At 44.8% G+C, this 13,112-nt stretch carries 9 protein-coding genes and 1 pseudogene; 6 read left to right on the top strand and 4 right to left on the bottom strand.

Annotation, left to right across the window (positions count from 1 at the left end; all coding sequences use genetic code 11):
• Positions 1–9: 9 nt before the first annotated feature.
• The gene (locus AC1VYS_RS21145; RefSeq protein WP_482915082.1) at positions 10–1,386 is read right to left on the bottom strand and encodes an ABC transporter permease; all 1,377 of its coding nucleotides are present in this window, start codon (positions 1,384–1,386) and stop codon (positions 10–12) included.
• Positions 1,387–1,599: 213 nt separating this feature from the next.
• Between AC1VYS_RS21145 and AC1VYS_RS21140 the strand changes: the two genes are divergently transcribed.
• Positions 1,600–3,351, top strand: coding sequence for an ABC transporter ATP-binding protein (locus AC1VYS_RS21140; protein WP_482911334.1), 1,752 nt, complete (start codon positions 1,600–1,602; stop codon positions 3,349–3,351).
• A gap of 53 nt (positions 3,352–3,404) precedes the next feature.
• Here the strand turns inward: AC1VYS_RS21140 and AC1VYS_RS21135 are convergent, their stop codons facing one another.
• The 3 genes and pseudogenes from AC1VYS_RS21135 to AC1VYS_RS21125 form a co-directional block, all read right to left on the bottom strand.
• Positions 3,405–4,184 (bottom strand): hypothetical protein, encoded by a 780-nt coding sequence (locus tag AC1VYS_RS21135; protein ID WP_482911333.1) that lies wholly within the window; start codon positions 4,182–4,184, stop codon positions 3,405–3,407.
• A gap of 103 nt (positions 4,185–4,287) precedes the next feature.
• Positions 4,288–5,049: a helix-turn-helix domain-containing protein gene (locus AC1VYS_RS21130; RefSeq protein WP_482911332.1), complete on the bottom strand. Its 762-nt coding sequence runs from the start codon at positions 5,047–5,049 to the stop codon at positions 4,288–4,290.
• Positions 5,050–5,077: 28 nt separating this feature from the next.
• A pseudogene (locus tag AC1VYS_RS21125) lies at positions 5,078–6,141 on the bottom strand (suppressor of fused domain protein).
• A 147-nt stretch (positions 6,142–6,288) separates the two neighbouring features.
• Here AC1VYS_RS21125 and AC1VYS_RS21120 point away from each other — a divergent pair.
• The 5 genes from AC1VYS_RS21120 (at position 6,289) to licT (ending at position 13,071) form a co-directional block, all read left to right on the top strand.
• Entirely contained in the window at positions 6,289–6,582 is a 294-nt protein-coding gene (locus AC1VYS_RS21120) for an antitoxin Xre/MbcA/ParS toxin-binding domain-containing protein (RefSeq protein WP_482911331.1), read from the top strand.
• Between the two features lie 350 nt (positions 6,583–6,932).
• Positions 6,933–8,390 carry a glycoside hydrolase family 1 protein gene (locus AC1VYS_RS21115; RefSeq protein ID WP_482911330.1) on the top strand — a complete coding sequence of 486 codons (1,458 nt, stop codon included), beginning with the start codon at positions 6,933–6,935 and terminating at the stop codon, positions 8,388–8,390.
• Positions 8,391–8,603: 213 nt separating this feature from the next.
• The gene (locus tag AC1VYS_RS21110) at positions 8,604–10,283 is read left to right on the top strand and encodes an S-layer homology domain-containing protein (protein ID WP_482911329.1); all 1,680 of its coding nucleotides are present in this window, start codon (positions 8,604–8,606) and stop codon (positions 10,281–10,283) included.
• A 281-nt stretch (positions 10,284–10,564) separates the two neighbouring features.
• Positions 10,565–11,995 carry a glycoside hydrolase family 1 protein gene (locus AC1VYS_RS21105; protein WP_482911328.1) on the top strand — a complete coding sequence of 477 codons (1,431 nt, stop codon included), beginning with the start codon at positions 10,565–10,567 and terminating at the stop codon, positions 11,993–11,995.
• Positions 11,996–12,219: 224 nt separating this feature from the next.
• Positions 12,220–13,071, top strand: a complete 852-nt coding sequence (licT, locus tag AC1VYS_RS21100; protein ID WP_090915167.1) for a BglG family transcription antiterminator LicT — start codon at positions 12,220–12,222, stop codon at positions 13,069–13,071.
• Positions 13,072–13,112: the final 41 nt, after the last annotated feature.

Below are 13,112 nucleotides of genomic sequence, written 5' to 3'. Positions count from 1 at the left end.
ACACCTGCTTTAATATTGTTTCATTTTGGAGCGAACCCTTGGATCGATAAATGCGTAAAACAGATCAACCACAACATTCACAATGGAAATCGTGATCGCTGTGTAGATTACTCCGCCCATGATACTCGGAATATCGGGTATGAATTGCTTATCCACGATGTAACTTCCCAGTCCGCTGATATTAAATACCTTCTCTGTTACAGCGGCCCCGCCAAGCATAGCTCCGAATTGAAGACCCACGACAGTAATGATAGGAATCAGTGCGTTACGCACCGCGTGCTTCAGCATCACTTGGCGCTCACTTAGCCCCTTGGCCCGGGCAGTCATGACATAATCCTCGTGAATGACCTCCAGTGTGGATGAACGGGTCATCCGTGCAACCGCAGCTGTAAGTCCCGTACCTAGTACGATGACCGGCATAATCATGGACAGCCAGTTCTGTGGATTAAAGGTAGCAGGAAGCCACTGCATTTTAATTGAAAAATTCAGGATGAAAATTAGTCCCTGCCAGAAGTTTGGGATAGACAATCCAATCAGAGCGATGAACATAAATGTGTAATCAAACCACGAATTAGGCTTAAGCGCCGAGATAATGCCAATAGGCAAAGCAATGACAACGGCGAACAACAAGGAAATTACGGCTAGTGTCAGCGTAATCGGGAACTTTCGGGCAATGGTATCCGTCACGATCTCATTTCCTGCAAACGACTTGCCAAGATCAAACATGGCAACACCCTTGATATTATTCCAAAGCTGTGTCAAATAAGGCTGATCCAGGCCATACACATGATTAAAGGCTGCAATCTGCTCTTGTGTCGCCGTTACGCCGAGAATGTTGGCAGCCGGGTTAAACGGAGACAAGTACAGAATCGTAAATACTAGTGTTGCTACACCCAGAATGACAAAGATGGTCATGAGCAGTCTTTCAAATATGTACTTTAGATAAGCATTACCATATACCAGCAGAGTCAGATACATTAGACAGCCCGGGATGATCGATAAAGCAAGAAACCAAAGTTTCTCTATTAACATACCGAATGTATCTTGAATTCCGAGACGATGCCGTCCCTTTTCTTCTAACTTGTGTGACGTTCGTTCCAGCAGTTCCTTCTGAAACGTTTCCTCAAGCCAGCTCTCAGCCTGTTGTTTGAATGCTGCCTCGCTGACCTCTTGCTTGAAGAAGCGATGCTTGCGCCTCAGTTGTTCTTCCAGTTCCAATCGTTTGGTGTCACGGTAGGATGAGGTATGCATCTCCTGTTCAGCCTGTCGTTTTACAGCTGACCAGTCATCTTGTTTACGCTTGGAACGCCAGACCATATAAACGATCAGATTAATCGGTAAACCGAGAATGATCAATACATATCGATAGACGGGATGAAGCAGCATTTTTCCATAAACATAACTTAAGTGATCCACCATACGGGAGGTGCTGTGACGTTCTACTCCAGAAGTCAAACGGTAATACCTCCTTTCGCTAAGGTTTAAATTGCATTATTCCGATCAATATAGTATATATTATTTAGGGCATGCTTAATTGTCAAGGTTAAGAATTGGTTACATATAAAAAGATGGAGCAGGCATGAAAGGAATGGTGCATACGTGGAGCCATTGTTGAAAGTGAATGATTTATCCGTCTCTTTTTACACGGGAGAGAGTGAGTTTCAGGCGGTTAAGCAGGTCAGCTTTGAACTGCGGAAAGGGGAGACACTAGGCATTGTTGGAGAATCGGGCAGTGGTAAGAGCGTAACCGCACGCTCCATTATGAGATTGCTTGCTTCTCCCCCTTCACAGTTGAAATCGGGTGAGCTTCTATTTAAAGGTGTGGATCTCGCCGGGAAATCACAAAAAGAGATGGAACACATTCGCGGCCGGGATATCGGGATGATCTTCCAAGACCCCATGAGCTCGCTTAATCCAACGATCAAGATTGGTCAGCAAATCTCCGAAAGTTTGATCAAACACCAGAAGTTATCGAAAAGAGAAGCGAAAAAACAAGCTATCGCCATGATGGAACGAGTAGGTATTAAACAAAGTGCTATCCGCTATAATCAGTATCCACATGAATTTTCCGGTGGCATGCGTCAGCGGGTGATGATTGGGATTGCCCTTGCCTGCCGTCCGGAACTATTGATCGCCGATGAGCCGACAACGGCTCTGGATGTAACCATTCAAGCTCAGATTTTAAACTTGATGAAAGATATGCAGGAGCAACTGGGAACGTCCATCATTCTCATTACACATGACTTGGGTGTAGTTGCTGGCATGTGTGACCGGGTGGTTGTAATGAAAGAAGGAGAGATTGTGGAGACGGGCACCACGGCGGAGATTTTTGCGAGTCCTAAACATCCGTATACCATCCGTCTGTTGAACGCACTGCCTAGGCTGGATGAGAAGAAGAAGCCGAAGCTAGTCTCGCAGGTACCCAAAGATATGGAAGATGATCAGCCGTTGCTGGAGGTCAAATCTCTCAAACAGTATTTTAACCTTGGCAAGGGCAATACGTTAAAAGCGGTGAACGATATCAGCTTTCATATCCGTCAAGGGGAAACACTTGGCGTTGTAGGAGAGTCAGGCAGCGGGAAATCTACCACGGGACGAGCGATTCTGCGTCTGCATGAGCCAACGGGGGGGGATGTGCTGTTCAGAGGCATTCCGTTGCAGCGACTCTCGCCTGGTGAGATGAAAACAATGCGACGACATATGCAGATCATTTTCCAAGATCCGTATGCTTCACTAAATCCCAAAATGAGAATTATGGACATCATTGGCGAGGCACTGGATATTCATCAGCTTGCAGGTAATACTGCACAGCGAGAGAAGCGAGTGGAAGAACTGCTGGAGATGGTGGGGCTAGAACCGTCACATGCACAGCGATATCCGCATGAGTTCTCGGGAGGACAACGCCAGCGAATTGGCATTGCAAGGGCGCTGGCGGTAGAGCCGGAGTTTATTGTTTGTGATGAGCCTTTGTCGGCACTCGATGTCTCTATTCAGGCACAGATTGTGCAGTTGCTTGAAGAGCTGCAGCAGCGCTTGGGTCTGACATATTTGTTTATCGCACATGATCTGTCGATGGTGAAACATATCAGTGATCGGGTCGCTGTCATGTATAACGGCAAAATTGTGGAGCTGGCCGAGAGTGAAGAACTGTATGCCAATCCGCAGCACCCGTATACGAAGGCCTTGCTATCGGCCATTCCGGTTCCTGATCCGGCGGTAGAGAAGAATAAGCCACGTGTGGCTCTTGTGGATCAGGAGAAGGAAACCGGCGGTACAGGAGATCGATATAATCTGGAGCATTCCCGCTGGGTTGAAGTGAAAGAAGGACATTGGGTGGCGCTGTCTGGTTAAACGAATAAAGAACCCCGGCATGATCTGTTTAGATCACAACCGGGGTTTTAGTTTTATTTGAATTGAACCGACTTTTTAATGTTGTCGATCTCGGCTTTGCTGTCTTCGTCGAGATATGTGAAGATGAAGTTGAAGGCATAACCTTCAATAATTGTGCTGTAGTATTCTTGAGTGATTTTGCTTCCGTCCCCTGCATCCGTCGTGATCTGCATCAGATTCATTTCTTTGCCACCGATGGTTTCTTTGGTAAAGTCCTTGTATTCATAAGGGAAGTTGCTGTCTTCCATGAACTTCTTGGTAGCTTTCAGGTAGTCCTCCCCTGTACGAATGCCTTGCAACAAGCTAACTTTCTCGGCAATGGCCATTGCAGAAGGGCCGATCTGGCCGCCATCAAGCGGATATTGGGATGCCATGAGCAGGTTCAATGTCTTGGTTTGAGACAGTTCCATCTGCTTTTTCTTCTTTTCATCGTCACCGGCAATGACTTCTGAGGAAGCACTCGTCAGTTGGTTCATGCCCTCGGCATCCTGATACTCCCATGCCTCAGGGAATTTTAGGGATACGCCAAAATAGTCATTCGTGTAAGAACCCTTTTCTGTTGTTCCCAGCTCAACTTTTGATGTGTTGTCGGTTTCTTTGTTATCTTCGCTGGAAGCGTCTGTTTTGTCGGCATCGTCGGTTTTCGCTGTGCCGGCATCAGCGCCTGCGGTTGTTTCAGTCGCGGCAGGCTCGTTTGATTTTGCATTGTTACCTGCCTTGTCTCCGCAGGCAGCGACTACGATCATCATCATAATGAGCATAGCGAATAAAGATGTTTTTTTCATAATAGACATAATACCCTCCTGAGATGTGTGAGTTATTCTCTCTTTGTTGTGCTTGCTAAAATTGTAGCACATGTGTTCTCTATTGCCACCTATAGGAAACTATAGGGGTCTCCTATAAATAAGACAATTGACTAGCCATTGAAACAGCTTCTGTGCTGGATTGAACACCTAATTTGTTGAAAATGACTTTTTTATGATAATTGACCGTACATTCCTTGATCTTTAATTGCAATGCAATCGCCTTCACCGTCCATCCGCGGGATATCATCTCTAGAATCGTTAACTGCCGCTCTGTGAATTCGACTTGGGGCTGTTTTTGCTGATGTGCCGCGCTGTGGCTCTGGTAACGGTTCTGCATATTAGCCGGGATCAACTTGGCTATGGCCATGAGTTCACGCTGCATATCCGCATTTATTGTAGACACATCGAGATAACCGAAATGCTGTGACCCCATGTACAGAGGAACGGCATAACAGTGCCAGCTTTGAAAAAAAGGACTTTCATGCTGCTCAGGCAGCAAAAATACAGGCGTATTGCCCTCTATTGTTCTGGAGATGGCATTAACACCACAGCTCTGGGCTGAAAAACTCAGTCCTGGTTGAATGGGGGATTGCTTTACATGCGATTCCAGATTAGAGCTGTAGTCCATAGACAGAAACACGCCGTTAACGTCTGTTAGCAGGAACAGATAGGTACCTGTCAAATCCTCTTTGATATCCGAAATACTGCGGCGGAACGATTGAATTAGAAAATGGTTGATTTTGCATAGTCGGTCTATTCCGCTTTGTGCTAAATATTGAAAGGAAGCAGGGGTTCCAGAATGAACTCCCGTACCGTATTTCAATGGCCGTGAGGCCGATGTATGGACAGACATGTCATTTCTCCTTACTGTATTGCGTTGATTAGCCGATCGTTTTGATTACATTGCCTTCCTGATCTTTAATCTGTGTGGGTACAATCTCAATCTGAAGTGTGCCCAGCGATGGAATCTCGAACGAACTGGCTTGCGGACGAAGCTTCCATATAATCTCATCTACTGCCTCCTGATTCACAGTCAATCTGACATCTCGCTCCGTTTCCACCATAGATGCATGCTCCCCAGCTTCAAAGACAATGTTGATATCCGGCCCGATCAGGGACAACGTTGCTTTTTTGGCGATTCGGCTCCTCAGGATGCTGGCTAGAAGAGTTGCCTGTTGGGCACCCAACTGAAGCTTGGCAGGGATGTTTTTCTGTAGCAGTTTTTTGCGCGGAGACTCCCAACTCAGTTGTTGTATGAATAAAAGGCGGTGCTTGAACCGTCTTCCTCAATGCCGCGTTCCGTTGCTTTGACAACTGAAGGGATATCTGCGTAGGAATTCCTCATCAGATCCGTTACATATTTAGGCATATAGCTTTCACAGGCAGCCAGGAAACCGCGGGTATTCCAGCTTTGGATCATCTCCAGTTCACGGCAGGTCATACCGACCATTTGAATAAATCGAACAGAACCATTCGGTGTGCTGAGTTCAGGTAAATCCGGATCTTCTATGAATGCAAGTGCAGTCAAGAGTGTATCGGAGTTCAGGCAGATCGGACCGTTGGCATCCAGATAATCTCCAGGCTGAAACAGGTTACCGCTGTTAAAGACATATCGCCCCATATTTTGGAGTAGATTGAGTGCCCAGGCCGGCGGCTCTGCTTCATTCTCACAGCGTGTAAGGCGAAACGTGAGTTCAAAACCATATCCACTTTTGGTTGCATCATCGCTCTCTTTGTCGTAGAGCTCCGAGAAACCATAGGTTACAAAATGCCAATGAGGCATCGGTGTATCTACTGCATAGGCACTTATCCCATCCAGTGGGTCAGGTCCGCCAAGCATATATGGAATGGCTGTGCCATAATGTTTAGGTTCCTGTTCTCCGTACAATTGCTGCACCGCTTGGTCAATGGCATCCCAGCCAGATGTGTTTTCTTCTTCAGTCATGATGTGTTCCTCCTTGATTGTTCTCTCCCTGAAAATCATTTAAAATTAAGTCTACTAGTTATAATAGAGGCTGCAAGCGGCTTAAGGATGAATTCTTTGAGATAGGACCAGGGGGTTACATAGCTTAATGAGAAGGAGAAATGTTACATGAGTATGCAAGATATGTATTTGTCTGCATTTACGCAGGAGCACTGGGACACCTTCGTTGAACTATTTGATGAATGGTACGCTACATTGCCCAATGAATGGAAAGAAGAGGCAAGATTAAAAGGAATTCCAGAAGATATAAGCCGGGTTCTTTTGTCTGAAATGAGAGACTCTGCGTTGAAATGGATAGATAAAAAGGTTCCAGCTTTGGGGGACGAAAGTCCTGCAAGTTATCTGGAAACGGAGGAAGGAGCCAATGCCCTACGGGCAGCAATTTTGCGAATGCCACGTTAGAAATAGCTTTAGAAATGATGTTAGAAATAAGATGATACTTATTATAAATACGTTGTTAGGTGTTAGGTGATCTTAGTGAGGTCGTAGGCCGCATAGTTTTCGTGAATTTGATTTTACAAAATAAATATGTTACGCTTACATCACAAGAGCAAAACAACAGAATATGTTATAACATCTTTTGATGGATTGTAACTGTGAAGACAGGCAAAACCTAAACTGATGGTGAAATGAAAGCTCCTTTTTTTGGCGCTATTTTACCCTGAGTTTAGGTTTTTCTTGTTTTCTGCTCTGTTTTGGAGTTGCTCTTACGTATGGAAAACCAAAAATTATTTCGAAAAGAGGTTGTTATGATGACCACGGCAAAAAAAGGATTCCCTGAAAACTTCCTGTGGGGTGGCGCTACAGCTGCGAACCAACTGGAAGGCGCATTCGATAAGGACGGAAAAGGTCTCTCCACAGCGGACATGATCGCTCATGTGCCAAAAGAAAAGCGTACGGGTGGACATGCCATGGAAATTTCCTCTTCCCGAATCGAAGAGATTCTTGCTGGCAAAATTGAAGAACGTTTCCCGAAACGTTTTGGAATTGATTTCTACCACCGTTTTAGAGAAGATATCGCACTATTTGCAGAAATGGGCTTCAAAGTATTCCGTTTGTCCATTCACTGGGCACGTATTTTCCCGAACGGTTATGATCAGGCACCGAATGAATTAGGTTTGAAATTCTATGATGAAGTATTTGATGAACTGCATAAATACGGCATTGAACCGCTCGTAACACTGTCTCACTATGAGACTCCGCTTGGTTTGACGCAAAAATACAATGGCTGGGCAAGTCGTGAAGTGATCGGACATTATGTTCGTTACGCTGAAACGGTATTCAACCGTTATAAAAACAAAGTGAAATACTGGCTGACATTTAACGAGATTAATGTGATGGTGTTCAGTCCGTACACTGGCGGCGGTATTCTAATTGATAAAGTGGACAATAAGCTGCAAACAACGTATCAAGCATTGCATCATCAATTTGTAGCAAGTGCTATGGTGACGAAGCTTGCACATGAGATTATTCCTGGCTCCCAAGTGGGTTGTATGCTTGCGCGTATGGAAACCTATCCAGCGACTTGTAATCCAGTGGATGTACAACTGGCTCAACATGAAAATCAGCTTAACCTCTTCTTCACAGACATGCATGCTCGTGGTAAATACCCGAACTACATGGCGCGTTATTTTGATGAGAATAACATTGTTATTCAAAAAGAAGCAGGCGATGATGAGATTCTGTTGAACAACACGGTAGATTTCATCTCCTTCAGTTATTACATGTCCGTGACCAAATCGGCTTCTGCAGATGCGGCTGAGACAGCAGGTAATCTGACAGGTGGCGTGAAAAATCCTTATCTGGAAGCGTCCGACTGGGGTTGGGAGATCGACCCGATCGGTCTGCGCGTAACGTTGAACAACTTCTGGGATCGTTATCAAAAACCACTCTTTATCGTAGAGAATGGTCTGGGTGCGTACGACAAAGTGGAAGAGGATGGATCGATCCATGACTCATACCGCGTCGACTACCTCAAAAAGCACATCGAACAGATGAAAGAGGCTATCAAAGATGGCGTTGAACTGATTGGTTTTACGGCATGGGGCCCGATTGACCTTGTGAGTATGTCGACATCCGAGATGTCCAAACGTTATGGCTTTATCTACGTGGATCTGGATGATGAAGGCAACGGAACACTTGCACGCTCCAAAAAAGATTCATTTGATTGGTACAAAAATGTCATTGCGAGCAACGGTGAGCAACTGTAATTCCTTCGCTCTGAAAGAGAATATACATCCGCAATAAACACCTGAAACAAAGAGATATGCAGTGATGACATTCTTAGGATTGTTACCGCACAGGAGCGGGCAAAACCTGACTTAAAGTGTGATATGAGCTTTCGCTTCATACAACCCTTTTGGTTGGCGTTTGTCCGCTCTTTACTTTGGAATCATAACATCATATGAGCTGGAGGGGTTTTTTTGAACAAGTGGAATAAAGGGTTTAAACACGTTTCCTGTATGTTAGCACTAACGCTGAGTTTGAGCGTGATCTGGCCTGGGACAACAGGTGCAGCAAGTGCAGAAGTGACGCAGATTCAAGCCAATACGTTTGTTGGTGATCCGGGAGAGATGGTTGAATCTTTCGACATTACGGTTGCAGACGTGGAAAAATACAAAAATCTGAAGGCTTCGGACTTCGATATTACAGGGAATTATGATGGTTATCCGTTAAATGCTGCAAAAGAAATTGTGCAAGACAATTATGACGAAGATGGCATCACATTGTCCATGAAGGATAATACCATCCACATGACCGTGAAACCTTTCAAATATCCTGGAGGACTGAAATCCGAGTTTGCCGTAACCAGCAAAACATATCCAGAGCTTTCTTTTGATAAAAAAAGTGTTACTCAGGTGAAAACACGTACGGTGGATGAGTTTGAAAAATCAGAATTTACTGCAAGCAACGGTGTAACGCTATCCTATAACTTGAAGCGTAGTCCATCCAAAGAAGCGAAGCCGCTTATGGTATGGCTTCACGGCGGTGGTGAAGTTGGAACAGACGGGCGTAATCATCTGACTGCAAATCGCGGTGCGGTAGTCTGGACTGAATCGGGGTATGATACTTCTGTACTGGCTGTGCAATATCCTGAGAATTATAGCTTCAAAATTTACAACAATGCAGAACAGTTACCGATTATGAAGGCCTATTTTGTTGCTCAATATGAGTTGATTCAAAAGCTTGTTGCCGAAGGTGAAGTAGACCCTGACCGGATCTATCTGTCTGGTGTATCCAGTGGCGGTGGAGGTGCATTCCGCTTCCTGATGCAGTATCCTGACCTGTTTGCTGGAGCAATGATCGTTGCTGCCAAAGATACCGTTGCGGACTATACGGGTTCCGTCGATGCATTCAAGCAAGAGCTGAAAGGCATTGTGGATGTGCCGATGTGGATTATGCACGCTCAAAATGATCCAACAACAGATAGTCGTACTAGCTCACTCGCCTATCAGGCATTAACTGAAATGGGTGCTAAACAGGTGCATTTAACGTTATACGATGATGCATATATGGATGGTCACAGATTCTACGGCGGGTTGAAACACTGGTCATGGGTACCTGCTTTCAACAATAAAGAGGTTATCGCAAGTCTGTTTAAACTTCATAAAGGTACAGCTGGAGAGCAGACAGGTGCTTCATTAGAGCATGGTGTACAACCTGCGGAACCTGTAACTCGTGCGCAGATCGCAGTCGTTCTAGCTGATGCTCTGCAACTTCCAGCAGCAACTGAAACATATCCTTATGTGGACAGCGCTCCCGACTGGGCTGCTCAAGCCATTGCGAAGGTGACTAAGGCGGGACTGATGAAAGGCATTGGCAATAAAATGTTTGCTCCAGAGAGCGAAGTAACACGAGCGCAGATGGCAGTTATTGTAGACCAGATCCTGACTAATAAGGATTGGAAGCCTGCTACAGATTCAGTGGAGCTGATGTTTGGCGATGTCGACAGTAAGCATTGGGCACATGCGGCGATTCAGAATAGTGCTCGTGCTGGTGTAATGACGGGTGTAAGCAAAGGGAAGTTTGATATAAAGCAAATCGTAACAGGTGCACAGCTTGAGCAGATCATGGAGCGTCTAGAGCAAGTGGGCACAAAATAAAGTTTTGAACGGACAGAAAATAAATTTTATATAAGTTGAACTATTTATTTACACTTGAACGGAGAGGACAGAAAAAACCTGGAAAAGCGGAGCTAAAAGCTTTCTGAAAGAAAGCTACATCGGAAGCATACGCCTCGCCTTTATCACCGGATTTTCCCCTTTGGAAAAGGGAATCGAAAAATCTGGGGGTAACAGCGATTAGAAGGTTATTCTGTCATCGGAGTGGATTGTGTAAAATCTTTAATTTATATAGACATTCAATGTTGAGAGGATGAACGCAAATGACTACACCATTTCCGAAGGACTTCCTATGGGGCGGCGCAGTAGCAGCCAATCAGCTGGAGGGAGCGTATAATGCCGATGGTAAAGGTTTGTCTGTACAGGACGTTATGCCACATGGTATTACAACGCCAAGAACCGAAGGCCCTACCGAAGATAACTTGAAATTGATCGGTATTGATTTTTATAATCGCTACAAAGAGGATGTAAAATTGTTTGCCGAGATGGGCTTTAAGGTGTTCCGTACATCGATTGCCTGGTCTCGCATATTTCCCAAAGGGGACGAACAGGAGCCGAACGAGAAAGGCCTTCAATTCTATGATGACCTGTTCGATGAGTGTCACAAGTACGGCATTGAACCGCTCGTAACGATCTCTCACTACGAGACGCCGCTGCATCTGTCCAAAACCTACGATGGCTGGGTCAATCGTAAAATGATCGAGTTTTATGAACGCTATGTTACCGTGCTATTTAACCGCTTCAAAGGCAAAGTGAAATACTGGTTAACCTTTAATGAGATTAACTCCATTTTGGAAGAACCATTCATGAGCGGTGGGATCTATACACCGAAATCCGAATTGTCCAAGCAGGATCTGTACCAGGCAATCCATCATGAATTGGTAGCCAGTGCGCTTGCGGTCAAACTCGGTCATGAGATTATGCCGGAAGCAAAAATCGGGTGCATGGTGCTAAGTATGCCGACATATCCGCTCACACCGAATCCAGATGACGTTGTTGCAGCGATGCACGCAGAGCAGCGTAATGATATTTTTGCCGATATCCATGCACGTGGGTATTATCCAAAATACATTAATCGTTATTTCAAAGCGAATAACATCAACATTAAGTTCGAAGACGGGGATGCAGAAATTCTCAAGCACACTGTGGATTTCATCTCTTTCAGCTACTATGTGAGTATCTGTGAGACCGGAGATCCGGAGAAACGCAAAGAGGGCAGAGGAAACCTGTTTGCAGGCGTGCAAAACCCGTACCTGAAAGCAAGTGAATGGGGCTGGCAGATCGACCCTCAGGGCTTGCGTGTAACCCTCAATAAATACTGGGACCGTTATCAAAAACCGTTGTTTATTGTCGAAAATGGTTTGGGTGCTGTCGATGAGCTCATTACGGATGAACACGGGAATAAAACAGTCCATGATGACTACCGTATCCAATACTTGAATGATCACTTGGTACAAGTTGGAGAAGCGCTTGAAGACGGTGTTGAAGTGATGGGATACACCTCATGGGGCTGCATTGACTTGGTAAGTGCATCTACAGCAGAGATGAAGAAACGTTATGGTTTCATCTATGTAGACCGTAGTAATGACGGTTCAGGAACACTGGAGCGTTATAAGAAAAAATCGTTCCACTGGTACAAAGAAGTTATTAGTACCAATGGCGCAAGTCTTATCGATAATAATGCAAAAGCATAATTCCAAAGTCATTGTTGTATGAGTGCATCTTATGTCGCATTAACGCACATTAACCGCTTTCAGAAAAACGTTGTCACATACGATTTAATATGGTAAGATAGGCCCAAGGCTAAAGAATACTGGATTGTTACTGTTCAATCAGGCAAAACCAGAGGCAGGCATACTTCATGACCTGTTTTGGTTTTGCCTTTTACTACTTTGACGGTGCAAGGTGATGTGAAGAAATGAAAATTGAGAAGGTGCTCAACAACAATGTAGTCACTGTAATTGACCCGGGAGGTAACGAACTGGTCGTTATGGGGCGTGGAATTGCCTTCAAAAAGCATACTGGTGAATTCATCGATGAGAGTCTTGTCGAAAAAATATTTTCGCTCGAAAGCAAAGAAGTATCTCAGAAATTGAAGACGCTCCTGTCTGATATTCCGGTTGAATATGTGGAGTGCTCGGATGAGATTATTCGTTACGCTGAGACGGTACTAGGTGAGAAGCTTCATGAAAGCATCTACATTTCACTGACGGATCATATTCATTTTGCTATTGACCGACATCGTCAAGGATTGCAGATCCGCAATGCATTATTTTGGGAGATCAAGCGTATGTACCGGAAGGAATATGCGATCGGTCTCAAGGCATTGCAGATTATTGAAGAAACGTTAGGTGTTCTTCTTCCCGAGGACGAATGTGCATTCATCGCGATGCATCTGGTTAACGCCCAGATGAATGGTGAGATGAGAGAAACGATCAGCATTACGAATATCGTGAAGGATATTCTCAACATCGTTCGGCGCAGTTTCGTGATCGAGCTCGACGAAGATTCACTAAGTTATTACCGATTCCTGACCCATCTAAAGTTCTTTGCTCAACGCGTATTGCAAGGTACAGCGATTGAGGACAAGGAAGAGGATAATCCGCTTCATGATCTGGTGAGCAAACAATATCCGGAAGCACATGCTTGTGCAGTCAAGATTAACGATTATACACGTAAAATCTATAATCGAGTCTTGTCGAAGGAAGAAGTGTTGTATCTCACGATTCATATCGAACGAATTGTCCGAAATGAACAAACAATCGAATAATTTGGGATTGTTACTGCAAAAAAGGCAAAACCTAAACGTTG

The sequence above is a fragment of the Paenibacillus sp. G34 genome, from assembly GCF_056856875.1.
Note: the sequence above shows the minus strand (reverse complement) of the source record. Positions and strands in the feature narration are given on the sequence as shown.

Bases quoted from the DNA above. Each gene is read 5' to 3' on its own strand.
- AC1VYS_RS21135 (WP_482911333.1), bottom strand. From the start codon at position 4,184: ATGTCTATTATGAAAAAAACATCTTTATTCGCTATGCTCATTATGATG.
- AC1VYS_RS21145 (WP_482915082.1), bottom strand. From the start codon at position 1,386: ATGCTGCTTCATCCCGTCTATCGATATGTATTGATCATTCTCGGTTTA.
- AC1VYS_RS21105 (WP_482911328.1), top strand. From the start codon at position 10,565: ATGACTACACCATTTCCGAAGGACTTCCTATGGGGCGGCGCAGTAGCA.
- licT (WP_090915167.1), top strand. From the start codon at position 12,220: ATGAAAATTGAGAAGGTGCTCAACAACAATGTAGTCACTGTAATTGAC.
- AC1VYS_RS21120 (WP_482911331.1), top strand. From the start codon at position 6,289: ATGAGTATGCAAGATATGTATTTGTCTGCATTTACGCAGGAGCACTGG.
- AC1VYS_RS21115 (WP_482911330.1), top strand. From the start codon at position 6,933: ATGACCACGGCAAAAAAAGGATTCCCTGAAAACTTCCTGTGGGGTGGC.
- AC1VYS_RS21130 (WP_482911332.1), bottom strand. From the start codon at position 5,049: ATGTCTGTCCATACATCGGCCTCACGGCCATTGAAATACGGTACGGGA.